Raw genomic sequence first — 25,654 nt, 5'->3', positions numbered from 1 at the left:
TATATAATGAGAACCATAAATTTGGAAACGGGTGGTGTAGAGTAATGAGTAAAAGCAATGTGGTTAATTTGCCGGAGTGGACAAGAACAGGAAACAAAGACAAAGCACAAAAAGAAGGCTTGGGATCGCGTCTGAAGACATGGGCTCAGAACCAGCGGGCCCTTCAGCTTTTGGCAGCTAAGAAATGGATGCTGCTCCTTAGTGTCATGGGTTTTCTGCTTGGACGAGCTACCATTCTGAATGAGCTATCCCCGTTCGCTGCCGCTTATTTTGCCGTCATTATGTTTATGCGCAGAGACTCTATGCTTCCCGTGGCCGTAGCGATTATTGCAGGCAGCCTCTTCACGCCCTTCCCAGGGGGATTGGTGATTGCCGCAGAACTGATTATCTTTATGTTGGTCTACAAGGGAATGGAAAGCTTCCAGCGCATCGATCTCTCCTATGCGCCGTTAATGGTCTTCGTATCTTCCTTTATGGTGGGTCTGTTCCAAATCGTGATTGGCCCTTCATTCACCTGGTACCCATTGATGATGATGACCCTCGATGCAGGGCTTGGGTTCGTACTGACGCTTGTATTCGTACAGGCGCTTCCGCTATTGACCTTTAGGCAGAAGAGCCGATCGCTGCGCAATGAAGAAATTCTCTGCCTAATTATATTGCTGGCCTCTGTAATGACCGGGCTGGTCGGCTGGGCTGTAGGAGGACTGTCTCTGGAGCATATTCTTTCTCGATTTCTCATCCTATTGTTTGCAATGGCTGGCGGTGCCCCGCTTGGGGCTGCTGTCGGGGTCGTTACCGGGCTAATTCTCAGCCTGGCCGATATTGGAGCGATTTATCAGATGAGCCTGCTGGCTTTTTCCGGGATGCTGGCGGGCATGATGCAGGGTGGCCGGAAAGGCGCTGTTTCGATCGGAATGCTGCTGGGCTCCAGTATTCTGTCCGTCTATTTCACGGGTCCGGGTGATATGATGGCCTCAATATGGGAGACTTGTGTAGCAGTGGTGTTATTTCTCCTGACTCCGCGCAGCATGATTTCGGCAATTGCCAAATATGTACCGGGAACAGCCGATCATAGTCGATCTCAACATGAATATGCCCGCAGAGTACGGGATATTACGGCAGAAAGGGTGACACAGTTCTCGCAGGTATTCCGCCAGCTGTCCAGCAGCTTCGGGCAAATTTCACGCGCCGGTGAAGCGGGAACCGCCGAACGTGAAATGGAGGATTTCATGAGTACGGTGACGGACAACGTCTGCGCAGGTTGCGTGCGCCGTGGTCATTGCTGGGATGCGAAATTCTATCAGACCTATCGTTATATGACGGATATGATGACTACCGTGGAAGAATGCCCGGATGTCACGGCCGCTCAGCTACCCCCTGAGTGGAACCGGATTTGTGGCAAGACGGGTGAGGTTCTGGAGTTCATGAAGGGTCAATACGGCCTTTACCAGCATGATATGCGGTGGAAAAGACAAATATACGACAGCCGACAATTTGTTGCCGAGCAACTGTCCGGCGTCTCCCAGGTGATGGAGGACCTGGCCAAAGAAATCAAGCGGGAAGGACAGGCGATGTATCGCCAGGAAAGCCAGATTCGTGAAGCCTTGGAGAAGCTGGGCTTGTCCATCCATAGCATTGATATATTAAGCCTTGATCCCGGACGCGTAGAAATCGAGGTCGTTCATGCCTATACTCGTGGGTTCGATGAATGCCGTAAAATGATTGCCCCACTGCTCTCGGACATTCTTAATGAGAACATAGCTGTCATGAGCGAGACAGCAGTTCATCCTCGTGAAGGGCTTTCGATGGTTACATTCGGATCGGCAAAAGCTTATGAGGTGAATACCGGGGTAGCCAACGCGGCCAAAGGGGGCGATTTACTGTCCGGTGACAGCTTCAGTACCGTCGAACTGGGCAACGGAACATTTGCTGTATCGATCAGCGATGGAATGGGAAACGGCGAGCGTGCAAGGATGGAGAGTAGCGCGGCGCTCGGAATGCTGGAGAAGCTGCTACAATCCGGCATGGATGAGAAGCTGGCGGTCAAATCCGTCAATTCGGTGCTGATGCTCCGTTCCCCTGACGAGTTCTATGCTACCGTGGATATGGCGCTGATTGATCAATATTCCGCACAGACTACTTTTATGAAAATCGCCTCCGCACCGAGCTTTATCCGGCGAGGCAGCGAAGTGATCCCTGTGACAGCTAGCAATTTGCCCATCGGCATTATTCAGGATATGGAGGTGGATCTAATCACTTTGCAGCTCCATCCGGGAGATATTCTCATTATGATGACCGACGGTATTTATGATGCACCGGGATATGCCGTTAATAAAGAGATATGGATGAAACGAATGATACAGGAGCTTGAGGGTGATGATCCGCAGGACATGGCTGACACCCTTCTGGAGAAGGTCATTCGTTATCAAGGTAATGAAATCCATGATGATATGACCATCGTCGTCAGCCGGATTGATCATTATCATCCGGAATGGTCCAGCCTGCAGCTGCCTGGAATTGGGCGAATGGAGCGCCCGCGTACAGTGAGTTAGAGTGCAACTGCTCTGTTCTCTTGTTGTCTAAACTTTTATAGTATCGGCCTTCTAATGTTGGACAAGCTTAGACAGTGCTTCCGCACTTGTTGCACTTCAAGCACTTGACCTTGCCTTTGCCTGCCGAGTCGAATGAAATGATGACTCGCCACCACTTGTTCCTCCCCACCCAAACACCGCAATTTGTGGTGGTGTTAGGCTTTTGAAAAAGTGAAAGGTGTGGAACGGAGTGAAATTTTGGAGCTGTAGAAGCGAAGCGCTCGCCTTTATTCTCTGATTTCGACCACTATAACGGTTCTGATGAAAGAAATCAGAGAATAACAGCGATCGAAAGCCCAACATTTCTCGCAGTTCCCCTTCATTCACAGTCTTTCTAAAAGCCTTTCACATCACAAAATGCGAGTTTGAAATCTCTCATTTCTGGACATGCTAGAAACAGAGGTTTCAGACAAAAGGGGAGTGAATGGTTATGAAGCAGATCCTGCTCATTACAGACGGATGTTCGAACGTGGGGGAAAGTCCGGTGATGGCAGCGGCGCATGCCCTGCAGGAGGGAATCACCGTTAACGTGGTCGGTGTGATTGATCATGGAACCATTGGGGAGCTTGGCAGCCGGGAGATTGCCGATATTGCGAAAGCCGGAGGGGGGCTGAGCCGTATAGTCGGAACACCACAATTGGCTCATACGATCCAGATGATGACGCGTAAGACTGTAGTGCAGACCATTCAGCAGGCAGTCAACAAAGAGGTGAAAAAAATACTCGGTGATGGCTCGCTGGAAGAATTGCCGCCGCTACAGCGTTCTCAGGTCGTCAATGTCGTAGACGAGTTGACGGAAACATCTCCGCTGCGCATTGCTCTGCTCATTGACGCCAGCGCCAGCATGAAGCCCAAGCTTGCTGCCGTAGAGGACGCTATCCGAGATCTGGCGCTGAGTCTGGAGGCAAGGGAAGGTAAAAGCGAGATTGCTGTCTTTCATTTTCCCGGTCGCAACAGCAGTGAGGATGCAGAGCTTGATATGGACTGGACCCACAATGTGTCTGGTGTCCGCTCTTTATTCTCCAAGCTGCGGATGAGAGGCGCCACTCCTACAGGACCCGCGATATTCAAGGTGCTTGAGCATTACCGTTATGATACACTGGATGGACATCATGGACGCCGGATGATTGAAGATCCAGACGAAAGAGAAGGGATGATTGGTGGGTATGTCGTCTAATCCGCCTTATCCTCTCGGCACCGTTATCACCGGGAAATGGCGGGGAAACCGTTATGTGATACAGCGATTGCTGGGCAGGGGCGCGAATGGAACCGTATATCTCGTGCAGCGACAAGGGAGACGGGAATACTATGCGCTTAAAATAGGATACGATGCGCTTGACCTGCAATCCGAGATCAATGTGCTCACTTCCTTGCAGTCCCGCCGGAAGCGTAATGAATACCGCGCCCAGCGGGAATCGCCCTTGTCGTCTTATCTACTGGAAGCTGATGATTACAGGGAGGACGATAATAAGCCGTTCTATGTGATGAGATATGTGCAGGGCAGGCCGCTGCATCATTTTCTTTCTAAGAACGGACCAGACTGGCTTGGACTTGTGGGCCTGAAGCTGCTTGATAAGTTACGCAGGCTGCATGAATGCGGCTTTGTATTTGGTGATCTGAAGCCGGAGAATGTTATGGTTTCTGACGTCGGGGAAGCGGAACTAATTGACTTTGGCGGCGCAAGTCCAATGGGACGCAGTGTGAAGCAATTCACCGAGTGGCATGATCGTGGCTTCTGGAATGCTGGCAGCCGGACTGGCGATGAGGCCTACGATCTGTTTGCCTTTGCTGTTCTCTGTCTTCGCCTGCTTAATGAATCTGGTCTGAAGAGTGCGGCTCTACAGCTACCGCAGACGAGAAGTGTAGATGAACTGTTGAAGCTGGCCCGCAGCCTGCCGGACAAGAAGTTGTCCTCGTGGATTTGCCATGCGCTGAAAGGTGGATTCAACAGCTCGGCTGAGGCTATGGAGATTTGGAAGAATCATATATACGGCTCACGTAAGGCCAGACCGGAGCATATGGCCACGCCCCGCTGGTTGAAGAATGCGTTTGGCTTGTCTTTATTCATGCTGGCCTTTACAATTTATTGGCTACTGCGATTTTGAAATTATACATACTGCCGGTTAACGACCAAGGATTGCCGGTATACGAACCTGTGCAAACGGCCGGGCGGGAAGGGAGCCGCATATGGAGCAAATGAACGGACTCGTGGATGCTGTACTGGAGTCTGCAGCTGAACATGGGCTGTGGTCGCCTCATGACACCATTGTAGTCGCAGTATCCGGAGGCTCGGATTCTGTGGCTCTTTTGCATGTGCTGCATGAAATCGCGACAAATCGGACACCTTTAAAATTAATATGTGCCCACGTGAACCATGGATTTAGGGGGGAGTCGGTAGAAGAGGCAGAGCTTGTCCGCCAGTTGGCGGCAGAACTCAACATTCCTTTCGAAATGGCGGAGTTTGATATTCCCTCACTGGCAAAGGACAGTGGCCTTGGGCCGGAGGGAACAGCCCGGGAGAAGCGTTATCAGTTTCTTATTGATACCGCTCACCAGTATGGGGCTCAAGCTGTCGCGCTGGCCCATCATGCCGATGATCAGGCTGAGACTGTACTAATGCGGCTGTTGCGTGGAAGCGGGCTCTCGGGACTGGCCGGCATGAGATGGAAGCGAACCGAAAAAAAGGTGCAACTCATCCGTCCCTTCCTCCGTATTAACAAAACGGCCCTTGTGGGCCTGTGCCAGGAGAATGGTTATCCCTATGCGGAAGATGCCAGCAATCTGCTGACGCAATATACGAGGAATGCTGTGAGGCTGGAGGTGCTGCCTTTTCTGGAAAGATACAATGGACGCTTGGGACATTCCTTGCTGCAACTGGCAGAGATTGCCGGAGCTGAGGATGAATATATGGAGGAAGCTGCTGCCAGATGCTTTGATGAACTGGTTTCCGTAAATAGCGGGAAATATACATTTGAAAGGGTATCCTTTGGAGCCGTACCCTCCGCTTTACAACGGCGTTTGATTAAACTAATATTAAATTATCTGTCGGCGGATTCTTCCATTACGGATTTCTCCAAGATTGAATCTGTGCGGCGGCGGACATTACAGGAATATCCTACGACCTGGAGTCTCGATCTGGGTGGGGGACTTACCTGTATCCGGCAATATGACATGATGTTGTTCTCGTCCAAGCCTCCGAAGGTGCAGGCAAGCTATACATATCGGATTTCTTTGCCCCAGACCCGGCTTTTGCTCGGTGAGATTGGGAAAGTGATGACGATGACGGTGCTGGAGAGAGAAAGCTTTTTATTACGCGGGGAGCAGTCTGAAGTGATGTTAGCATGGTTTGACCTAGATGAATTGGTCTTCCCACTGACCATCCGATCCAGATTGCCTGGAGATACCATTAAGATTATGGGATTAAACGGAAGCAAAAAGGTAAAAGATATTTACATTGATGATAAAATACCTTCTTCCGAGCGATCTATAATTCCCCTCGTGTGCGATGGTTTGGGCAATATCGTCTGGATTCCGGGCGTAAGACGCTCGATGCATGCCGCAGTAGGGCGGCATACGGCCGCGGTCCTTCTCCTGTCGCTAGAAGACGGTGATGGGACTGAAGAAACGTAATGGTCGAAGTAAGTCTTTCATAGTATAACTTAGGAGGTCTCGCAAGTTGCAAAATGATATTAAAGAAGTTTTAATCAGCGAAGAGGAAATTCAGAAGAAAATCAAGGAGCTTGGCACTGTGCTGAGCAAGGAATATGCAGGACGTAACCCTTTAGTGATCTGTGTTTTAAAAGGTGCGTTTATATTTATGGCAGATTTGGTTAAAGTCATTACAGTACCTCTGGAGATGGACTTTATGGCGGTATCGAGCTATGGAGCATCTACAAAGTCTTCCGGTGTTGTCAAAATCATCAAGGATCTTGATGTGTCGGTAGAGGGCCGTGATGTGCTGATCGTTGAGGATATCATCGACAGCGGCCTTACGCTCAGCTACCTGATCGAGCTGCTGCGTAATCGTAATGCCAAGTCAGTCTCAGTAGTTACCCTGTTTGACAAACCTGCGGGACGTACAGTCAACCTTGAAGCAGAGTACACAGGGTTTGTATTGCCCGATGAATTTGTTGTGGGCTACGGATTGGATTATGCCGAGCGGTATCGGAATCTCCCTTACGTCGGCGTGCTGAAGCCTGAGATTTATTCCAACTGAACAATTGACAGCCTTACAGCTGGTGATTAGACTCCAGGACTTCCCTTATTTGAGGTGTCCCGACAGGCTATGGTACAATAACTTGAGTGTTGCGAGAGGAGGTAGGGGATGAATCGGTTCATCCGGAATTCTGGTTTTTATTTGATTTTATTTTTAGTCGTGGTGGGCATTGTCCAGTTTGTAAGCAATGGAAATGAATCCGCCGATTTCCCTAGATATGACCAGTTAAGACAGGAAATCAAGAGCGATAATGTGAAGAGCGTAACGGTTCAGTTTGAAGGCAACGCGTTCCTGGTTACAGGTGAGTATAAAGAGCTGCCGGCAGACAAAAAATCCAAAAGCTTCTCCACATATATCCCTCCTACAGATGCTGCTCTTAACGAACTGGTTAAGGCCAGTGATGAACACGGCGTAGAGTATGAGCAGAAGAAGATGCAAGGCGACAGCATTTGGCTGACGTTCCTCTCCTCCATTATCCCGCTGGTAATCATGTTCATCCTGTTCTTCTTCCTGTTCAATCAGGCGCAGGGTGGCGGCGGCAAGGTCATGAATTTCGGCAAGAGCAAAGCCCGGTTATATAATGAAGAGAAGAAGCGAATCAGCTTTGAGGATGTTGCAGGAGCCGACGAAGAGAAGCAAGAGCTTGTCGAGGTCGTGGAATTCCTGAAAGATCCGCGCAAATTCGCTGCTGTGGGTGCACGTATCCCTAAAGGCGTATTGCTCGTAGGTCCTCCGGGAACAGGTAAAACTTTGCTGGCCCGTGCGGTAGCTGGTGAAGCTGGTGTTCCATTCTTCAGTATCTCCGGTTCCGACTTTGTGGAAATGTTCGTCGGTGTCGGTGCTTCCCGTGTACGTGATTTGTTCGAGAATGCCAAGAAGAATGCGCCTTGTATCATCTTCATTGATGAGATTGACGCAGTTGGACGTCAACGTGGCGCTGGCCTCGGCGGTGGACACGATGAGCGTGAACAGACACTCAACCAATTGCTCGTTGAAATGGACGGCTTTGGTGGCAACGAAGGTATTATCATTGTAGCGGCAACTAACCGCGCAGACATTCTTGACCCAGCCTTGCTTCGTCCGGGACGTTTTGACCGTCAAATTACGGTTGACCGCCCTGATGTGAAAGGCCGTGAAGCAGTACTGAAAGTTCACTCCCGTAACAAACCGCTGACGAAGGATGTTAAGCTGGATGTAATCGCCAAGCGTACAACTGGATTCACCGGTGCAGATCTGGAGAACCTCCTGAACGAAGCGGCATTGCTCGCTGCACGCCGCAACCGCAAGGATATCTCCATGCGCGAAGTGGATGAAGCGATTGACCGCGTGATCGTGGGTACTGAGAAACGCAGCCGTGTTATCAGCGACCGTGAGAAACGTATCGTGGCTTACCACGAAGCAGGTCATACCATTGCTGGTTACTTCCTGGAGCATGCCGATATGGTGCATAAAGTAACGATTATCCCGCGCGGACGCGCAGGCGGATATGTCATTATGCTTCCTAAGGAAGACCGGATGCTTGCAACCAAGCAGGAATTGCTTGATAGAGTAACTGGATTGCTCGGTGGCCGTGTTGCTGAAGAAATGTTCATCGGCGAAATCGGTACAGGCGCATACAGTGACTTCCAACAGGCTACGTCTATTGTTCGGAGCATGATTATGGAGTACGGTATGTCTGATAAGCTTGGACCTCTACAGTTCGGAACATCCCAAGGTCAAGTATTCCTGGGCCGTGATATCGGGCATGAACAGAACTACAGTGACTCCATCGCTTATGAGATTGATCAAGAAATGCAGAACTTTATCCGCACGTGCTACGAGCGTTGTAGAGAACTGTTAACCAAGTACTCCAAGGAAATGCACCTTATTGCTAACACCTTGCTTGAGAAGGAAACACTGGAACTGGATCAGATCAAAGAACTGATCGAGCAGGGTTACCTGTCTGAAGATGGCAAGCCTGAGGAATCCGAAGGTGTTGTCCATGAAGGTGGAGAGCCAGTAATCGATTCTATTGGAGATGTGCGTGTGCGTATTCAAGGCAAGCCTGAGGATACTCAGTCCACATCACCGGATCTGGCCAAGGATATCCCGAACAATCCGGGGTCCGAAGGCAATGATGGATCGGATGATAATAAAGGCGGCGGAAGTCTTTCCTAAGTTGTCTTTTAACTGAATTAACTGCTGCAAATCCGGAGAACGGTTATGTTCTCCGGATTTTTTGCGTCTACACTCTAGAAAAGAAGTCGTTGACTGTCTTTCCGGTTACATTGACAGGGGCTTTAACGTTGTGTACATTAGTGATTAATATTACTTACTTTTTATATGATCCAATTTGACATGAACGTGCCGGCCTCAAGCCGCGAAGACATAAGGGGGAGTACAGACCGTGGAAGCTTTGGCGCTGGAGCGCAAGCAGGAACAGAATCGTGAACTTCGTATACGTCTCGAACAGCTTAAGAAAGAACGAAACGCAATCATTTTGGCGCATTACTATCAACGGGATGAAATTCAGGAGGTTGCTGATTTCCGGGGTGACTCGTTTTTGCTGGCTCAAAAGGCAGCGGAGACTGATGCAGATGTGATTGTGTTCTGTGGTGTGCATTTCATGGGAGAAAGTGCTAAAATTTTGGCGCCTAACAAGACAGTAATTATTCCTGATGAACGCGCTGGCTGCCCAATGGCTGATATGGTCAATGTGGAAGGTCTTCGCAAGTTGAAGGCACAACACCCCAATGCTAAAGTCGTTACTTATATCAATTCGTCCGCAGAAATCAAGGCAGAGACGGATATTTGCTGTACCTCCGCGAATGCGGTGAAGGTGATTGAATCGCTGGATGCCGAAGAAATCATCTGGGTACCCGATAAGAACCTTGGACAATATGTTCAAGATCAAACCGGCAAGAAGCTGATCATTTGGGAAGGCTACTGCAATACCCACGACATGTTGACCGTCAAGGATGTAGTGGAGATGAGAGCCAAATATCCTGAGGCCGAGTTCGTGGTTCATCCAGAATGCCGCCCTGAAGTTGTAGCCATGGGGGATTATGTTGGTAGCACCACCTCGATTCTGGAATACTGCCGCAAGTCGGATCGCAAGCAGTTTATTGTCGGCACCGAAGATGGTACCGGGTATCAGCTCCGTAAGGATAGCCCTGATAAAGAGTTCCATTTTGCCACAAAATTTCTTGTATGCCCTAATATGAAGGTTAATAATCTCAAAAAACTGGTGAAATGCCTGGAAACGATGAAACCGCAAATTTACGTTCCACCCGCTATCGCCGACAAAGCCAGAACTTCCTTAGAGCGCATGCTACTAGTCAAGTAGCATGCGCTACTCTTTCGTTGAAACAGGTGAGCGGTCATGATTCCACAATATTTGGTTGATTTTGATCTCCGGGATATTCCAACTGTAAAAACGGATTGCATCGTCATAGGTTCCGGAATTGCCGGATTATTCACAGCAATTAAAGCCAGTGAAGACCGGCGTGTCATTATGCTTACTAAGAAGTCGCTGATGGAGAGTAATACCCGCTATGCACAGGGTGGGATTGCTGCAGTTATTTCCGATGATGATTCCCCGGCCTACCACCGCCAAGATACCTTAATGGCGGGAGTAGGCCTCTGCTCTTCTGCTGCTGTGGATGTCCTCGTCAATGAGGGTCCAGAAGGTGTGCATGAGTTGATTCGGCTTGGTACATTGTTCGATAAGGAAGATGGTGTTCTGGCACTGACTCAGGAAGGGGCGCACAGTCATCGACGTATTCTCCATGCCAACGGAGACGCAACCGGCTATGAGATCGTAAGGGCCTTGGGTCAGCAGGTGGCGGAGCATAAGAATATTGAGGTATGGGATGATCATTATGTCATAGATCTCATTACTGAGGACGGGGAATGTGTCGGCGTGCTGTTGCAGCAGCCAGATGGCGGAAAGTTATTCCTGCAAGGGGACGCAACAATACTGTGTACCGGCGGGGCCGGTCAGTTATTCCGTTACACGACCAACCCTGAGGTTGCTACTGGTGATGGTGTGGCGATTGCATATCGGGCAGGTGCGCACATGCGGGATATGGAGTTCATTCAGTTTCATCCTACAGCGCTCAGTTACCCAGGCGCCCCTCGGTTCCTAATCTCTGAGGCGGTTCGTGGGGAAGGTGCAGTGCTGCGTAATATCAATGGTGAACGCTTCATGGAGCGATATCATGAGTTGCTTGAACTAGCACCACGTGATATTGTTGCTCGGGCGATTGTCAGCGAGATGGAGCTGACCAAATCGACTTTTGTCTATTTGGATATTACCCATGAGTCGGCAGAGATGGTGAGACATCGTTTTCCGACCATATATGAGACTTGCATGAGCTACGGACTGGATATTACCTCAGATTGGATTCCGGTGGCTCCAGCTGCGCATTATATGATGGGGGGCATCAAGACCGATCTGAACGGGGAAAGTAATATTTCCCGCCTGTTTGCCTGTGGTGAAGTGTCTTCCACGGGTCTGCATGGAGCGAACCGCTTGGCGAGCAATTCCCTGTCCGAAGCAGTTGTGTTCGGGCGGCGGATTATTGACCGGGTTCGTGAACTGCCACCCCTGGGACGTGATGTGAATGCCGTTAGCATCCAGGAAGGACGTACGGAAGCCCCGACCCAGGCTATAGTAGAACGCCGTTTGAAGCTGCAAAAAGTGATGGTTCGCTATGCCGGACTTCGGCGTAATGAGGAAATGCTATCTAAAGGATTGGAAGAGCTGAAGCGGCAGGTGCCGATCTTTGGGGCATCACTGTCTAAGCGTGAGGAATACGAATTTGCCAACATGCTGACCTGCTGCCTGCTGATCACAGAATCGGCGCTTGTTCGGCAAGAAAGTCGCGGGGCGCATTACCGTGAGGATTATCCGCAGCGCAATGATGAGGAGTGGCGCAAACATCTGCTTCAGACTCGTGAGCTGGGAATAGTGGAGGAATTAAGCGATGATGTTTAACGGATATAATGAAGAACTGGTACAATCCATCAAGTCATGGCTGCGTGAAGATGTGGGTTCGGGTGATATTACTACCCAGACTACAATTCCTGCTGGTCATGAATCGAAGGGTATAATACATGCCAAGGAGAGCGGTGTCATTTGCGGCCTGCCTGTGGCGGAACTGGTATTCCAGGTAGTAGATCCGTCACTGACGTTTACTGCCCATGTCCAGGAAGGTCAGAAGTTGGAGAAGGGCACTGTAATCGCCGAAGTAGAGGGCAGTACACACGCCATCCTGACAGGTGAAAGACTCGCTCTTAACTTGATGCAGCGGTTATCTGGGGTTGCTACACGTACGTCTTCTTTTGTGCAGGAGCTCGAAGGCCTCTCAACCCGACTTGTCGATACACGCAAGACGACTCCGGGCCACCGGATGCTGGAGAAATATGCAGTCCGTGTAGGCGGAGGAGCGAACCACCGTTTTGGATTGTATGATGCGGTAATGATCAAAGACAACCATATTAAAGGTGCCGGTGGAATTCGGCAGGCAATCGACCGCGCTAGGAATAATATTCCACATACGATGACCATCGAGGTCGAGACGGAGAACCTGGAGCAGGTGGAAGAAGCACTGGCTGCTGGAGCCGATATCATTATGTTGGATAATATGTCTACTGATATGATGAAAGAAGCTGTAGCCAGAATCAAAGCCAAGGCGCCACATGTGCGAACTGAAGCCTCAGGCAATGTGTCGCTGGAGACCCTACGGGGAATGGCCGAAACGGGTGTCGACGTAATTTCAGTTGGCCGCCTAACATATTCTTTTTCCTCTCTGGATATCAGCCTGGACCTTAACGCCAAGAAGGAGGGTCCTATCTCATGATGCTGGCTGTTGATATCGGTAATACTAATATTGTTCTCGGTGTATATAAAAAGCGCGAGCTGTTGCACCACTTTCGGCTGAGCACCGCTCGTCAATCCACTGTGGACGAATATGGTGTGCTGATACACAATTTGTTTCATATGTCGGATATCTCGGTCAAAGATGTAGAAGGTGTCATTATATCCTCAGTGGTTCCTCCACTGGTTCAGACGATCGTTGATATGTGTGTAAAATATATCGGTAAAGACCCCTTGCTGGTGGGACCTGGGATTAAGACAGGACTTAATCTGCGGTATGAAAACCCTCGTGAGGTGGGAGCAGATCGGATCGTGAACGCTGTTGCAGCTATTGAACAGTATAAATGTCCGCTCGTAGTCGTCGATTTCGGGACTGCGACCACGTTTGATTGCATTGATGGCGATGCCAATTATCTTGGCGGTGCCATTGTCCCTGGTCTAGGTATTTCTACTGAAGCGCTGTACCAGCGGGCTTCCAAGCTGCCTCGCATCGAATTGGAGAAGCCGAAAAAGGTGATTGGCCGCAATACAGTTCATGCGATGCAGGCTGGAATCATTTTTGGATATGCGGGTCAGGTTGAAGGGATTGTAAAACGTATCAAGATCGAAATGAACGCGCCGGAACTGAAGGTTATTGCGACAGGTGGGCTAGCCCCGCTTATCGCCGGAGAGACGGAATGCATTGATGAGATTAATCCGCTGCTCACGCTTGAAGGGCTACGCATTGTATACGAACGCAATAAATAAGATTGCCTATAGAGGTTAGTCAGAATAAATGATAGGAGGAGTATGCACCCAATGGAAAATAAGAAGGATCGGCTTGTCCGGGGAACGGCATTTGACGGGAGAGTAAGAGCGTTTGCAGTCCGCACGACAGAATTGGTTGAAGAGCTGCGGCGTAGACACGATACATTTCCGGTGGCTACAGCCGCTCTGGGGCGCACCGTTACTGCTGCGTCCATGATGGGAGCCATGCTCAAGGGCCAGGAGAGACTTAATATTAATGTTAAAGGTAATGGGCCACTAGGTCGAGTATTGGCAGAGTCCAACGCTCTGGGAGAAGTTCGGGGATATGTGCACAATCCTCACGTTCATCTGCCGAGCAATAGTGTGGGCAAACTCGATGTTGCGGGTGCTGTTGGAACTGAAGGATTCATTGAGGTCATCAAGGATTTGGGAATGAAGGAGCCATACCTTGGCAGTGTCCCGATTATCTCCGGAGAACTTGGTGATGATTTCACCTATTATTTCGCGGTTTCCGAGCAAACACCGGCGGCTGTAGGCTTAGGTGTATTAGTGGATACGGACAACTCCGTCATTGTTGCCGGAGGTTTTATCATTCAACTGCTGCCGGGTCTTACGGATGCGGAGATCACAGAGATTGAGCAAAAGCTGGGGGCTATGCCTTCCGTTACAGCATTGCTGGAGCAGGGCTTGGAACCAGAAGAGATGATGCGTTGGCTTTTGCCGGACGCTGTGCTGCTGGATGAACTGGATGTTCATTTCGCCTGCCAATGTTCGCGTGAACGGGTGGAGCAGACCTTGATCAGTCTGGGTCAGCATGAACTGGAGCGTCTAATTGAAGAGGATGAGCAGGCTGAAGTAGTATGCCATTTCTGTAATGAAGCTTACCAATTTAATAAAGAAGAAATGCAGGCGATCCTGGATCAAGCGACATCGTAGGGCGGGCAGATGATGACAAGACAGGAACGCGCTCTGCGCAATGCCGTTGTTCTATTAGCTGCTGCGACCTTGGTATGTGGAGGGCTGCTAATTTGGAGTCTGCGTGCCATGGCCGTTCTTGAAGGAAGCGAAGCGGATCCGGAATCTCCAGATGTTGCGGCGGCGGGTGGACAAGAGATCACCGAGCGGCAATGGATCGCTGAGTTGAAAAAGAAACACGGCGACGAGGTATTATTGGAAATGCTCAATCACATCGTTGTTGGCAAAGAAGCGCAGACCCTGGGGATCCGGGTAACCGATACGGAAGTCAAACGAGAGCTGGAACGCATCATTGCCGGTTATCCATCGGAAGAGCAGTACTACGCCCAGATGCAGTCTGAGTTGGGGCTATCCCGTAATGAAGTGCGCGAAGAGACTGTGTACCAGCTAACGCTTCAGGCTGTAGCCACCGTTGGAATAACGATTAATGATTCCGATATTGACAGCTATCTGGAGCAGAACGAAGATCGCTATCGTCCCAAGCGGGAAATGCAGCTCTCTATGATTGAGGTGTCCACCTACAAGAAGGCACAGCGGGTCATGGACCGTTTGGAGAAGGGCGAAGATTTCGCCGTTTTGGCGAAGGAATTGTCTATTGACGTAGAAAGCCGCTTGCAAGGTGGAAATTTGGGAACTGTAGAGGAAGATGATCCGTTCTGGCCCAAGGAACTACTGAGTACAGCGGCAGGACTGGATATCGGGGACATTGCTGGTCCGCTTCAGACGGATGAGGGTTACGCTGTAATCCGGTTGGAACACAAAATTGAGCGCCCAGTACCGGATACAGAAGAGATAAGATCACAGGTACGTCAGGAACTGGCGTTGGAGCAGGCCCCGTCCCTGCACCAAGTTGAGAGCGATCTGCGTGTCAAATATGCAACTTTAATAAATATTGACAATAGTCTGGAACATTGATAATATGAGATTATTGAAAACCTACTGATTTAGTCGGAAATAATTCATTGTACTAATATTCATTTACCATTCCAAGGAGGTTTTTGCTCATGGCTAAAGTCGTCAACAATGTTACAGAACTTATCGGAGGAACTCCACTAGTTCGTCTGAACCGCATTGTACCGGAAGGAGCAGCTGAAATCTATGTGAAGCTGGAATATCAGAACCCGGGCTCCAGCGTGAAGGACCGCATTGCAATAAGCATTGTGGAAGAGGCTGAGAAGGAAGGCCGTCTGAAACCGGGTGACACTATTGTGGAAGCGACCAGCGGTAACACCGGTATCGGTCTGGCTCTTGTGGCTGCTGCTAAAGGGTACAAGGTTGTTATTGTGATGCCTGAGACCATGAGCTTGGAGCGTCGGAATCTGCTGCGTGCTTACGGAGCGGAACTGGTGCTGACTCCGGGATCAGAAGGTATGAATGGTGCGGTTAAGAAGGCAGAAGAGATTCTGGCCGAGAACCCAAGCTATTTCATTGCAGAGCAGTTCAAGAACAAGGCGAATGTGAAGATTCACCGCGAAACTACAGGACCTGAGATCGTGGAAGCGATTGAGTCCATCGGCGGACCGCTGGATGCATTCGTTGCAGGGATTGGAACTGGCGGTACGATCACTGGTGCTGGCGAAGTGTTGAAGAGCCAATATCCGGGTGTGAAAATCTATGCGGTAGAGCCTGCGGCTTCGCCGATCCTGGCTGGCGGCAAACCGGGCCCACACAAGATCCAAGGGATCGGTGCGAACTTCATCCCTGAAATCCTCAACCAGGATGTTTATGATGAAATCGTTCATGTTGAGAACGAAGAAGCCTTCGAAACAGCGCGTCGTGTAGCGAAGGAAGAAGGCATTCTGTCCGGTATTTCATCTGGTGCAGCAGTATTTGCTGCGATCAAGATCGCCAAGGAACTGGGTGCTGGTAAAAAGGTAGTCGCTGTGATCCCAAGTAACGGCGAACGTTACCTGAGCACACCGCTCTATAATTTCGAAGTTTAATTAACTGTGTCTGTTCAGACGCTTCAGAGCCTTCGTCCCACCATCTGGTGGAGGCGAAGGCTCTTTTTAATATTTTAATACGATCATTTTCTTGTCATTTCTGCCTTGTACTAAGCCGTTTCTTACCTATGGTGTGCATTTGGCGAAGTTATTTTGCTGTGCGCTCTTTTCAAAAGGGCCAAATGTACAGTATACTGACAGGCAATATAAAGATAATTAATAATGACTATAAGAAGTATTAGCAACAAAACTTAAGCGGATGCTTACAAAGTAGTTTTCTTACGTAGAAAGTTCAATGAAGTATTTCTCACAAAACTTAAGTGGGTGCTTACGAAGCAAGTTTTGTTACGTAGAAAGTTCAATGAAGTATTTCTCACAAAACTTTTAGGAGGATGGCTTTGGAAATCTTAACGACACGGCAGTGGTGGGAGCAGTGGGCGAATGAAGGCTGGAGCACCCTGCCATTACTTATACAATCACAACAAAAGTCCGGGAGGTTGCCTGCATCTTGGAAGGCTGCATGGGAATTGGCGTCTCCTTACTCTGTCTTGCTGGAAAGCGGTAAAGGTGGCAGATACACATACCTCGGTCTCACGCCTGCTTCCGTGCTCCAAGGAAAAGGCGATTCCGCTAAAGTGATCGACCCTTCGGCGAAAGCAACCGATCTGGGATCGGGGAGCTCAGCGCAACCAGCGGCCAGCGTACTGGAGGGTCAGCCACTGGAGGTGCTGCAGCACTGGATGTCGGGCTACACCTCCCCACGCCTGCCTCTTGAGGGCATTCCGCCATTTACGGGAGGCTGCCTCGGGTTTCTCGGTTATGATGTGGTCCGTTCACTGGAACGTTTGCCATCTTTGGCGGAAGACGATCCCGGGTTTCCTGATTACCTCTTCATGAGAATGGAGGAAGTATGGATTTATGACCATGAAGCGGACATGCTCTATTGTGCAGTGCATGTGCCACTGGCAGAGAAGGGCTTGCCTCAGTCAGATGAATTGGAGCAGCTATACAATGATGCGCTGGGCCGTGCGGAGCGAATGCTGACTCAGTGGGAGATGATCACATCCGCAGCGGGACTAATGGATGACAGCGCCGAAGTCGCCAAAATCTATGCTGGTGCTACAGGAGAATGGCCAGGTATGTCCTCGGCCTTTACCAATGAACAGTTCCAGCAGGCTGTGCTGGACGTTCAGGAATACATCCGCAAGGGCGATGTATTCCAGGTGAACCTGTCGCTGCGTCAGGAAGCAGCGCTGAAATCGCAGCCAGAGGATATCTACGAGTGGCTGCGCAGACTTAACCCGTCCCCATACATGGGGCTGCTGCGCTCTCCTGGCTTTGCGCTGTCCAGCGCTTCGCCCGAGCTGCTCGTCAAGCTGCACGGGGACAGCGTCAGCGCACGCCCCATCGCCGGCACCCGGCGGCGTGGACTCACTCCCGCTGAAGATGCCGCCATGGAGGCGGAGCTGCGCGGGAGCGAGAAAGAACGCGCCGAGCATATCATGCTCGTCGACCTGGAGCGCAACGACATCGGACGTGTCGCTGCTTACGGCTCGGTCCATGTGCCCGAGCTGATGACTGTGGAGCGCTACTCTCATGTCATGCACCTGGTCTCGCAGGTAGAAGGCACCATCGCTCCTGGCAAGGATGCCTATGACGTCATCGCAGCCCTTTTCCCGGGCGGAACGATCACCGGCGCGCCCAAGGTGCGCACTATGGAGATCATCGAGGAGCTAGAGCCTGTCCGGCGTGGTCCATATACTGGGTCTATGGGCTGGATTGACTATAACGGCAATATGGAATTAAATATTATTATACGTACACTAGCTGTGCAGAACGGTATCGGATACATTCAGACGGGCGCGGGAATCGTGATCGACTCCGATCCGTACCGTGAATACCGGGAATGTCACAATAAAGCCAAAGCGATAGTCACAGCAGTTCTTTGTAGTGAACACACGCAAGAATTGCAGGCTTCCAGCGGCGCCGAAGGGGGAGCAACATTATGATCTTGGTCATCGACAATTATGATTCCTTTACGTATAACCTGGTACAGTATTTGGGAGAACTGGGCGAAGAGGTGAAGGTATCCCGCAACGACGAGATTAGCATTGAGGAGATTGAAAAGCTGGCTCCGGACCACATCTTGATTTCTCCGGGACCCTGTACTCCAAATGAGGCAGGTATCAGCTTGGAAGTGCTGCAGCATTTCAAGGGGATCATTCCGATCTTCGGAGTGTGTCTGGGCCATCAGGCAATCGGGCAAGCCTTCGGAGGCAACGTCATACGTGCTGAACGTCTAATGCATGGCAAGACCTCTCCGATCCACCATCACGGTACCTCGGTGTTTGAAGGACTGGAATCACCGTTCACAGCAACACGCTACCACTCGCTGATCGTAGAGCGGGAGACCCTGCCGGACTGTTTGGAGATTACTGCTGAGACTGAAGAGGGCGAGATCATGGCTCTGCGCCATAAAGAGTACCCGATCGAAGGTGTACAATTCCATCCGGAATCCATTATTACGAATCATGGTCACACCATGCTACGCAATTTCCTGAAACGGAGAGCCGGAGAAACGGCATGAACTATATAGGGATCAATAATGGCGTAGTTGACGCCAAGGAAGCCGTGGTTTCTGCTCTGGATCACGGCTTTTTGTACGGTATGGGGTTGTTCGAGACCTTCCGGACCTATGATGGAGTCCCTTTCTTGCTGGAGCGGCATTTGCAACGGCTGGCATCAGGTTGCCGGGAACTGGGGATTCCTTTTGAACAGGAGCGGGGGCGTCTATTGGAGTGGATCAAGCGGGTAATGAACAAGAACGGTCTGCAAGAGGCTTATATCCGCTACACAGTAACTGCAGGTGAGGATATTCTGGGATTGCCTGCGGGAGACTACAGTCAGCCTAATCACCTTCTGTATATCAAGGAATTGCCGAAACTATCAGATAAGCTCTATACCGCAGGCAAGCCACTACAGTTATTGTCCCACCGCCGGAACACACCGGAAGGGGCGCTGCGCTTCAAGTCTTTGCATTATATGAATAATATCTTGGCCAAGCGTGAGCTTTCGGGATATGTCTCTTCTAGTGAAGGGGCCGAAGGCCTGATGCTTACTGCTGATGGGTACCTGGCTGAGGGGATAGTCAGCAATCTATTTTTTGTTCATCACAATGTGCTATATACGCCTTCACTCTCTACAGGCATTCTTCCAGGCATTACCCGGGAAATGGTATTGGAGCTGGCTTCTGGTGCCGGATTGGCAATTGAGGAAGGACAATATGAATGGGAGCGCTTAAGTGTTGCGGACGAGGTGTTTCTGACCAACTCCGTGCAGGAGCTTGTCCCAGTCACTTCATTGTGGAAACAAGATGAGCGTCACACCGTCGGCAGCGGAAGCTGCGGAGCCATTACTGAAGAACTGATTCGTTTATACAAAGAGAGAACGGGGGCGAGACAATGAAACCTGTAATTTACAAACGGACCTACCGCTGTGGCGATACGGAACTGGCCTTGGGGCAGCGGACACTGGTAATGGGGATTCTCAATATCACCCCGGATTCTTTCTCCGATGGCGGGCTCTGGAATGAGCCGGAGAAGGCGGTTGATCATGCGCTACGAATGGCTGCCGATGGTGCAGACATTATCGATATCGGTGGAGAATCGACACGTCCCGGCCATAAACCGGTTAGTCTGGAAGAGGAATTGGAACGGGTCCTTCCAGTCATCGAAAGCATCCACCGTGCCGCACCCCACCTGCCGTTGTCGATAGATACCTATAAGGCTGAAGTGGCACGCCAGGCACTCCTAGCAGGTGCGCACATCATTAATGATGTATGGGGAGGCAAAGCCGATCCAGCGATGGCCAGTGTGGCCGCAGAAGCAGACTGCCCGATAATTTTGATGCACAACCGTCAGGATCGCAATTACACGGATTTCATTATGAATATGTGTGAGGATTTAAAAGAGAGTGTACATCTCGCTATTCATTCAGGTGTCAAACCGGAACGAATAATCCTTGATCCCGGAATCGGTTTTGCGAAGGATCATGATGAGAATCTGAAGGCAATGGCGGCTCTCGATACTTTGACCGGATTAGGTTACCCGCTGCTGCTGGGTACTTCGCGCAAAAAATTCATCCGTACTGTGCTAGATTTGCCACCGGACGATGTTTTGGAGGGAACTGCTGCTACAGTAGCTTTCGGAATAGCCCAAGGCTGTCAGTTTGTGCGGGTGCACGACGTGGCTCTTATCAAGCGTACAGTGAAGATGTGCGATGCCATGCTATACGCTGCACCACCCGTGGTGCAGGAATAATTGATACTTGGAAGGGCGGCTGTTAGATGGATAAAATGAAACTGCACCGAATGGAATACTATGGGTACCATGGAGTTTTTGAAGAAGAACGAAAGTTAGGTCAACGTTACTATATTGATCTGGAGTTCGATATGGAGCTGCAGAATGCAGGTCTGAATGACGATCTCACACAAACAGTAAATTATGCCGAAGTGCATGATTTGGTTAAAAATATTGTCGAAACCAAGTCCTTCAAGCTGATTGAAGCTTTGGGTGAATGTATTGCATCACATGTACTGGACACTTATACTATTATCAATGCGGTAACGGTCAAAGTTACCAAGCCGCATCCGCCGTTCGACATTCATTTTCAGGGAGTGACCGTAGAGCTGCGCAGAACCAGAAAGTGAGAGTCGAACCATGAATAACCATTCCACCTCTGAGGAATCAGAGGCTTATATTGCTTTAGGGGCTAATTTGGGTGACCGTGAGGGAACCTTGAAGGAAGCCTTGCATCGGCTGGACAGTCATGATGGAGTTCAAGTCGTTCGTAGTTCGGGCGTGTATGAGACAGAGCCGGTCGGTTATCTCGATCAGCCGCAGTTTTTGAATATGGCAGCTGCGCTCCGCACAACCCTTGCACCGGAGATGTTGCTGGACGTTATGCTCGAGATTGAGAATCAGCTCGGCCGTACCCGCGATATCCTTAATGGCCCAAGAACAGTAGATCTTGATTTGTTGTGGGTCGAAGGGGAGACCTTCGATACTCCGAAGCTGACGCTGCCCCATCCTCGTATGCTGGAGCGCGCGTTTGTGCTTTTTCCGCTGAATGACATCGTTCCAGAGCAAGAACCCTCAGGACTCCGTGCCAGGGTCACAGAAGCGCTCCAAGATGTAGACGGAAAGGAAGGAATTCGGCTGTGGACAACAAGCGTATGGGAAGGCGGGTCAGGGCATTCCGTAAGCTGAAGGGCTTTACTCAACAGGAATTGGCCGATAGTACGGGAATATCTTTGGCTGTGCTGGGCGCAGTCGAACGTGGTAATAGACGATTAGAAGATCAAATTTTAAATAAAATTGCGAATGTTTTAGGAGTCACAGTTCAAGAACTTTCCGACCCATCGTAACTCCAAAGAACTAAGGAGTGAAAGAAATGTTGAAGATTGGCGACATCGAGATGAAGAATCAGGTTGTTCTGGCACCTATGGCCGGCGTATGTAACCCTGCTTTTCGTCTGATTGCCAAAGAGTTTGGTACGGGGCTGGTGTGTGCGGAGATGGTAAGCGATAAGGCGATCATCCACGGCAATAAGCGTACACGCGAAATGTTGTTCGTGGACGAGCGAGAGAAACCGCTAAGCCTGCAAATTGTTGGGGGAGACCGCGCTTCACTGGTGGAAGCGGCTAAAGTAGTCGACAAGGAAACCAATGCCGATATCATCGACATTAATATGGGCTGCCCTGTTCCTAAAGTAACCAAGTGTGATGCAGGTGCCCGTTGGCTCTTGAATCCGGATAAGATCTACGAGATGGTATCTGCGGTTGTAGAGGTCGTGGAGAAACCAGTTACAGTTAAAATGCGGATCGGCTGGGATAGCGAGCATATTTTTGTAGAAGAGAATGCGCGTGCAGTGGAACGTGCTGGAGGTCAAGCGGTCAGTGTGCATGGTCGTACTCGGGAGCAGCTCTACACCGGACGTGCAGATTGGAACTATATCAAAATGGCCAAGGAAGCTGTGTCGATTCCCGTGATCGGCAACGGTGACGTAAACACGCCAGAAGATGCGCGGGCCATGCTGGATCAAACCGGCTGTGACGGTGTCATGATCGGTCGTGGGGCGCTAGGTAATCCATGGATGCTGTATCGTACTATACAGTATTTGAGTACTGGTGAACTGATGCCTGAGCCAGGAGCGGAAGAGAAGATCAAGGTGGCTACTCTCCATATGGACCGTCTGATCGCGCTCAAAGGCGAAGCTGTAGCCGTGCGTGAAATGCGTAAGCATCTTGCCTGGTATTTGAAAGGCTTGAAGGCCGCTGCACGGGTGAAGGACGTCATCATGGAAGAGACAAGACGTGATGAAATGGTGAAGATTTTGAATGATTTTGTCGAACAGTTGAATTATGAGGGAGATAACAGCGGCCCAGGCATTGAAGCGACTCTTTCCGCAGTGTAACCTTTGTTAAGCGTGCATGATTTGAATACCCACAACATTATATGTGCCATCATTGACATTTTGTAGCGGTTCCAATATAATTTCTCAGTATAAAATCGCCGTTACAGTTAGATCAATGCAGCAAGGAGGGTTCTTAACCCTTCAGATTCGCATATAGTTATGGTGTTTTCAATAAATGTATACGACAGGAGAATCGGTTGAGATGAGCGATAAAGAAGTCATCCTTACCCCGGACGGACTGAAGCGTCTGGAAGAAGAGCTGGAGAACCTCAAATCCGTAAAACGCCGCGAAGTGGCCGAGCGGATCAAAGTGGCGATTGGCTACGGAGATATCAGCGAGAACTCGGAGTACGAAGACGCAAAGAACGAGCAGGCGTTTATCGAAGGACGCGTCATCACTTTGGAGAAAATGCTTCGTAACGCGCGTATTATCAATAGCGACGAGATCGTTACAGATGTTGTAAGCATTGGTGTTACCGTAAGTGTAGAGGATATGGAGTATGGCGATGTAATGGAATATACAATCGTCGGCACGGCTGAATCCGATCCACTCAATAACAAGATTTCCAACGAAAGCCCTGTGGGCAAAGCTATCATCGGCAAGAAGCAAGGCACCGTTGTAGATGTAAGTGTACCTGCAGGCGTTATTCAATATAAAATTCTTGATATCCGAATGAAGTAAGCACGGACGCTTGCCGTCTGACATAGTATTGCTGCGGCAAACACTGGTTTGGCTGAACCGGGCTGCAGACGCGGGAACATGTTTAGGAAAGCTTCCTTAGGGAAGCTTTTTTCAACATCAACCGGCAATACAGAACCACATATGGTTTCCTAAGCTGGAACGGGACTGTCCTCACAAAGGCTGAAGGGCGGCGCCGTTTCTTCTTGTGTATATGACATTAATGAGTTTAGAGGGGATGAAAGGCATGACTGAAGAATTGAACAACGATCAGATTCAGGAGAATGAGCTTAGCGAGCTGCTGCAGATCCGACGGGCCAAATTGGACGAGCTGCGGGGACTGGGAATCGATCCTTTCGGTAAAAAGTACGAGCGTAACGCCAATGCAGGTGATTTGCTGAAGGAATACGATAGCTTCACACAGGAAGAGCTGGAAGAGAAGAATATCCAGGTCAGCGTAGCAGGTCGTATTATGGGTAAACGCAAGATGGGGAAAGCCAGCTTTGCGCATATTCAGGACCTTTCCGGCAAAATACAAATCTATGTGCGTCAGGATAGCATTCCTGAGACCCAATATGCAGCATTCAATATTCTGGATCTGGGCGACATTATCGGTATAAAAGGTACTGTGTTCAAAACCAAAACAGGTGAGACCTCCATTAAGGTGAAGGATCTTGAAGTTTTGTCGAAGTCCCTGTTGCCGCTACCCGAGAAATATCATGGTCTAAAAGATGTAGAATTGCGTTATCGTCAGCGCTATGTCGATCTGATCATTAACCCGGAAGTTCAGCAGACCTTCATTGCCCGTTCTAAAATCATTCAATCTATGCGTCGTTATCTCGATTCTCTCGGTTATCTTGAAGTCGAAACGCCGACCCTTCATGCCATTGCTGGCGGCGCCGCTGCTCGTCCTTTCATTACTCACCATAATACGCTCGACATGCAGCTTTACATGCGGATCGCCATTGAACTGCATCTGAAGCGCCTGATTGTCGGTGGTTTGGAAAAAGTATATGAAATCGGCCGTGTCTATCGTAACGAAGGGATCTCTACGCGTCACAACCCGGAGTTTACGATGATTGAGCTGTACGAAGCCTATGCGGACTACCAGGATATTATGAACCTGACGGAGAACCTGATTGCTCATATCGCACAAGAGGTGCTTGGAACTCAGAAGGTTAACTACCAAGGGCAAGAAGTGGATCTGTCCCCTGGCTGGCGCCGTGTCTCCATGGTTGACGCTGTTAAAGAAGTAACTGGTGTTGACTTTGGCGTGCAAATGACTGATGAGGAAGCTCAGCAATTGGCGAAGGAGCACCGTGTGCCTGTTGAGAAGCATATGACCTTCGGACATATCCTTAATGCGTTCTTTGAGCAATTTGTAGAAGAAACGCTGATTCAGCCTACTTTTGTTATGGGACATCCAGTAGAGATTTCTCCTCTGGCGAAGAAGAATGATGTTGATCCGCGGTTTACCGATCGTTTTGAGTTGTTCATCGTAGCTCGTGAGCATGCCAACGCCTTCAGTGAGCTGAATGACCCGATTGACCAGCGCCAGCGGTTTGAAGCGCAGCTTCATGAGAAGGAGCAAGGCAACGATGAGGCGCATGAGATGGACGATGACTTCATCCGTGCGTTGGAACACGGGATGCCACCTACTGGTGGACTCGGCATCGGTGTAGACCGTCTGATTATGCTTCTGACCAACTCTGCATCCATTCGTGATGTGCTGTTGTTCCCACATATGCGCAACCGTACTGCGGAGTAAGTGCTGTCTTATAGGTAAAGCGACAAGAGCCAAGGGAACCTCCACAGAGGGTTCTCGTTGGCTCTTGTTCTATTAAATCAATTAATTTTCAAAAAAACACTTGCAATGGTCTTCTATACATGGTATATTCTAATTCCGGCCGAGAAACAAACGATGCCGAGCTCGAAAAAAGAAATTAAAAAAAAGAGCTTGACATTAAAACGTCGGACATGATATAGTATAAGAGTTGCTGCTGAGACATTAAGCGGACAACGAGAACAGCTTGATCTTTGAAAACTGAACAACGAGTGAGTATCGAATTCACGCAAGTGAATTCAAAATGAGAATTTTTAATTCTCGTCAGATGTTTCAAAATGAGCAATCGCTCTTTCTAAATACCAATTTGGAGAGTTTGATCCTGG

Annotated in this window: 23 protein-coding genes; all 23 read left to right on the top strand. The window is 49.8% G+C overall.

Going from position 1 to position 25,654, the window contains the following annotated elements; genetic code table 11:
* Window positions 1-44: 44 nt before the first annotated feature.
* The 23 genes from spoIIE to lysS all read left to right on the top strand — a co-directional run bounded on the left by spoIIE (window position 45) and on the right by lysS (window position 25,253).
* Window positions 45-2,552 carry a stage II sporulation protein E gene (gene spoIIE / locus ACFVRY_RS27980; RefSeq protein ID WP_387503536.1) on the top strand — a complete coding sequence of 836 codons (2,508 nt, stop codon included), beginning with the start codon at window positions 45-47 and terminating at the stop codon, window positions 2,550-2,552.
* A gap of 469 nt (window positions 2,553-3,021) precedes the next feature.
* Window positions 3,022-3,768, top strand: a complete 747-nt coding sequence (locus ACFVRY_RS27975) for a vWA domain-containing protein (RefSeq protein WP_387503535.1) — start codon at window positions 3,022-3,024, stop codon at window positions 3,766-3,768.
* Complete coding sequence (locus ACFVRY_RS27970) at window positions 3,758-4,696, top strand: serine/threonine protein kinase (protein WP_066368033.1); 939 nt, start codon at window positions 3,758-3,760, stop codon at window positions 4,694-4,696. The genes ACFVRY_RS27975 and ACFVRY_RS27970 overlap by 11 nt, the downstream gene beginning before the upstream one ends.
* An 82-nt stretch (window positions 4,697-4,778) precedes the next feature.
* Window positions 4,779-6,221 (top strand): tRNA lysidine(34) synthetase TilS, encoded by a 1,443-nt coding sequence (gene tilS, locus ACFVRY_RS27965; protein ID WP_387503534.1) that lies wholly within the window; start codon window positions 4,779-4,781, stop codon window positions 6,219-6,221.
* Between the two features lie 46 nt (window positions 6,222-6,267).
* Window positions 6,268-6,807 carry a hypoxanthine phosphoribosyltransferase gene (gene hpt, locus ACFVRY_RS27960; protein ID WP_379470037.1) on the top strand — a complete coding sequence of 180 codons (540 nt, stop codon included), beginning with the start codon at window positions 6,268-6,270 and terminating at the stop codon, window positions 6,805-6,807.
* Window positions 6,808-6,915: 108 nt separating this feature from the next.
* Window positions 6,916-8,964, top strand: coding sequence for an ATP-dependent zinc metalloprotease FtsH (gene ftsH / locus ACFVRY_RS27955; protein WP_387503533.1), 2,049 nt, complete (start codon window positions 6,916-6,918; stop codon window positions 8,962-8,964).
* A gap of 229 nt (window positions 8,965-9,193) precedes the next feature.
* The gene (gene nadA, locus ACFVRY_RS27950) at window positions 9,194-10,132 is read left to right on the top strand and encodes a quinolinate synthase NadA (protein ID WP_387503532.1); all 939 of its coding nucleotides are present in this window, start codon (window positions 9,194-9,196) and stop codon (window positions 10,130-10,132) included.
* A 36-nt stretch (window positions 10,133-10,168) separates the two neighbouring features.
* On the top strand, window positions 10,169-11,785 hold the full coding sequence (gene nadB / locus ACFVRY_RS27945; RefSeq protein ID WP_387503531.1) for an L-aspartate oxidase: 1,617 nt from the start codon (window positions 10,169-10,171) through the stop codon (window positions 11,783-11,785).
* Complete coding sequence (nadC, locus tag ACFVRY_RS27940) at window positions 11,775-12,650, top strand: carboxylating nicotinate-nucleotide diphosphorylase (protein WP_387503530.1); 876 nt, start codon at window positions 11,775-11,777, stop codon at window positions 12,648-12,650. The genes nadB and nadC overlap by 11 nt, the downstream gene beginning before the upstream one ends.
* Window positions 12,647-13,414 carry a type III pantothenate kinase gene (locus tag ACFVRY_RS27935; RefSeq protein ID WP_175370202.1) on the top strand — a complete coding sequence of 256 codons (768 nt, stop codon included), beginning with the start codon at window positions 12,647-12,649 and terminating at the stop codon, window positions 13,412-13,414. The genes nadC and ACFVRY_RS27935 overlap by 4 nt, the downstream gene beginning before the upstream one ends.
* A gap of 51 nt (window positions 13,415-13,465) precedes the next feature.
* Window positions 13,466-14,350: an Hsp33 family molecular chaperone HslO gene (gene hslO / locus ACFVRY_RS27930; protein ID WP_387503529.1), complete on the top strand. Its 885-nt coding sequence runs from the start codon at window positions 13,466-13,468 to the stop codon at window positions 14,348-14,350.
* Between the two features lie 9 nt (window positions 14,351-14,359).
* On the top strand, window positions 14,360-15,304 hold the full coding sequence (locus ACFVRY_RS27925; protein ID WP_387503528.1) for a peptidylprolyl isomerase: 945 nt from the start codon (window positions 14,360-14,362) through the stop codon (window positions 15,302-15,304).
* Window positions 15,305-15,393: 89 nt separating this feature from the next.
* The gene (gene cysK, locus ACFVRY_RS27920; RefSeq protein WP_387503527.1) at window positions 15,394-16,332 is read left to right on the top strand and encodes a cysteine synthase A; all 939 of its coding nucleotides are present in this window, start codon (window positions 15,394-15,396) and stop codon (window positions 16,330-16,332) included.
* A 392-nt stretch (window positions 16,333-16,724) separates the two neighbouring features.
* Window positions 16,725-18,341 carry an anthranilate synthase component I family protein gene (locus tag ACFVRY_RS27915; RefSeq protein ID WP_387503526.1) on the top strand — a complete coding sequence of 539 codons (1,617 nt, stop codon included), beginning with the start codon at window positions 16,725-16,727 and terminating at the stop codon, window positions 18,339-18,341.
* A complete protein-coding gene (gene pabA, locus ACFVRY_RS27910; RefSeq protein WP_066367848.1) occupies window positions 18,338-18,919 on the top strand; it encodes an aminodeoxychorismate/anthranilate synthase component II in 582 nt (193 codons plus the stop codon). Before ACFVRY_RS27915 ends, pabA begins: the two co-directional genes overlap by 4 nt.
* The gene (gene pabC, locus ACFVRY_RS27905; protein ID WP_387503525.1) at window positions 18,916-19,797 is read left to right on the top strand and encodes an aminodeoxychorismate lyase; all 882 of its coding nucleotides are present in this window, start codon (window positions 18,916-18,918) and stop codon (window positions 19,795-19,797) included. Before pabA ends, pabC begins: the two co-directional genes overlap by 4 nt.
* Window positions 19,794-20,651 (top strand): dihydropteroate synthase, encoded by an 858-nt coding sequence (folP, locus tag ACFVRY_RS27900; protein ID WP_387503524.1) that lies wholly within the window; start codon window positions 19,794-19,796, stop codon window positions 20,649-20,651. The genes pabC and folP overlap by 4 nt, the downstream gene beginning before the upstream one ends.
* A gap of 26 nt (window positions 20,652-20,677) precedes the next feature.
* Window positions 20,678-21,040, top strand: coding sequence for a dihydroneopterin aldolase (gene folB, locus ACFVRY_RS27895; protein WP_175370195.1), 363 nt, complete (start codon window positions 20,678-20,680; stop codon window positions 21,038-21,040).
* A gap of 10 nt (window positions 21,041-21,050) precedes the next feature.
* Window positions 21,051-21,599, top strand: coding sequence for a 2-amino-4-hydroxy-6-hydroxymethyldihydropteridine diphosphokinase (folK, locus tag ACFVRY_RS27890; protein WP_387503523.1), 549 nt, complete (start codon window positions 21,051-21,053; stop codon window positions 21,597-21,599).
* Window positions 21,566-21,757 carry a helix-turn-helix domain-containing protein gene (locus ACFVRY_RS27885; protein WP_387503566.1) on the top strand — a complete coding sequence of 64 codons (192 nt, stop codon included), beginning with the start codon at window positions 21,566-21,568 and terminating at the stop codon, window positions 21,755-21,757. Before folK ends, ACFVRY_RS27885 begins: the two co-directional genes overlap by 34 nt.
* 26 nt (window positions 21,758-21,783) lie before the next feature.
* Window positions 21,784-22,806, top strand: a complete 1,023-nt coding sequence (gene dusB, locus ACFVRY_RS27880; protein ID WP_387503521.1) for a tRNA dihydrouridine synthase DusB — start codon at window positions 21,784-21,786, stop codon at window positions 22,804-22,806.
* A gap of 202 nt (window positions 22,807-23,008) precedes the next feature.
* Window positions 23,009-23,488, top strand: coding sequence for a transcription elongation factor GreA (gene greA, locus ACFVRY_RS27875; protein ID WP_066367820.1), 480 nt, complete (start codon window positions 23,009-23,011; stop codon window positions 23,486-23,488).
* A gap of 244 nt (window positions 23,489-23,732) precedes the next feature.
* Entirely contained in the window at window positions 23,733-25,253 is a 1,521-nt protein-coding gene (gene lysS / locus ACFVRY_RS27870) for a lysine--tRNA ligase (protein WP_387503520.1), read from the top strand.
* Window positions 25,254-25,654: the final 401 nt, after the last annotated feature.

Origin of the sequence: Paenibacillus sp. NPDC057934 (genome assembly GCF_042887565.1) — a bacterium.
In the GTDB taxonomy this organism is placed as follows: domain Bacteria; phylum Bacillota; class Bacilli; order Paenibacillales; family Paenibacillaceae; genus Paenibacillus_AQ.
This window is presented reverse-complemented; position numbering and strand designations above follow the sequence as displayed.

Excerpts from the sequence above, each read along its gene's own strand:
- spoIIE (WP_387503536.1), top strand. The coding sequence starts at position 45 with ATGAGTAAAAGCAATGTGGTTAATTTGCCGGAGTGGACAAGAACAGGA.
- hslO (WP_387503529.1), top strand. The coding sequence starts at position 13,466 with ATGGAAAATAAGAAGGATCGGCTTGTCCGGGGAACGGCATTTGACGGG.
- folB (WP_175370195.1), top strand. The coding sequence starts at position 20,678 with ATGGATAAAATGAAACTGCACCGAATGGAATACTATGGGTACCATGGA.
- cysK (WP_387503527.1), top strand. The coding sequence starts at position 15,394 with ATGGCTAAAGTCGTCAACAATGTTACAGAACTTATCGGAGGAACTCCA.
- pabA (WP_066367848.1), top strand. The coding sequence starts at position 18,338 with ATGATCTTGGTCATCGACAATTATGATTCCTTTACGTATAACCTGGTA.
- pabC (WP_387503525.1), top strand. The coding sequence starts at position 18,916 with ATGAACTATATAGGGATCAATAATGGCGTAGTTGACGCCAAGGAAGCC.
- ACFVRY_RS27885 (WP_387503566.1), top strand. The coding sequence starts at position 21,566 with ATGGGAAGGCGGGTCAGGGCATTCCGTAAGCTGAAGGGCTTTACTCAA.
- ftsH (WP_387503533.1), top strand. The coding sequence starts at position 6,916 with ATGAATCGGTTCATCCGGAATTCTGGTTTTTATTTGATTTTATTTTTA.
- nadB (WP_387503531.1), top strand. The coding sequence starts at position 10,169 with ATGATTCCACAATATTTGGTTGATTTTGATCTCCGGGATATTCCAACT.
- folP (WP_387503524.1), top strand. The coding sequence starts at position 19,794 with ATGAAACCTGTAATTTACAAACGGACCTACCGCTGTGGCGATACGGAA.
- lysS (WP_387503520.1), top strand. The coding sequence starts at position 23,733 with ATGACTGAAGAATTGAACAACGATCAGATTCAGGAGAATGAGCTTAGC.
- tilS (WP_387503534.1), top strand. The coding sequence starts at position 4,779 with ATGGAGCAAATGAACGGACTCGTGGATGCTGTACTGGAGTCTGCAGCT.
- ACFVRY_RS27925 (WP_387503528.1), top strand. The coding sequence starts at position 14,360 with ATGATGACAAGACAGGAACGCGCTCTGCGCAATGCCGTTGTTCTATTA.
- nadC (WP_387503530.1), top strand. The coding sequence starts at position 11,775 with ATGATGTTTAACGGATATAATGAAGAACTGGTACAATCCATCAAGTCA.
- ACFVRY_RS27975 (WP_387503535.1), top strand. The coding sequence starts at position 3,022 with ATGAAGCAGATCCTGCTCATTACAGACGGATGTTCGAACGTGGGGGAA.
- dusB (WP_387503521.1), top strand. The coding sequence starts at position 21,784 with ATGTTGAAGATTGGCGACATCGAGATGAAGAATCAGGTTGTTCTGGCA.
- ACFVRY_RS27915 (WP_387503526.1), top strand. The coding sequence starts at position 16,725 with ATGGCTTTGGAAATCTTAACGACACGGCAGTGGTGGGAGCAGTGGGCG.
- ACFVRY_RS27970 (WP_066368033.1), top strand. The coding sequence starts at position 3,758 with ATGTCGTCTAATCCGCCTTATCCTCTCGGCACCGTTATCACCGGGAAA.
- greA (WP_066367820.1), top strand. The coding sequence starts at position 23,009 with ATGAGCGATAAAGAAGTCATCCTTACCCCGGACGGACTGAAGCGTCTG.
- folK (WP_387503523.1), top strand. The coding sequence starts at position 21,051 with ATGAATAACCATTCCACCTCTGAGGAATCAGAGGCTTATATTGCTTTA.
- ACFVRY_RS27935 (WP_175370202.1), top strand. The coding sequence starts at position 12,647 with ATGATGCTGGCTGTTGATATCGGTAATACTAATATTGTTCTCGGTGTA.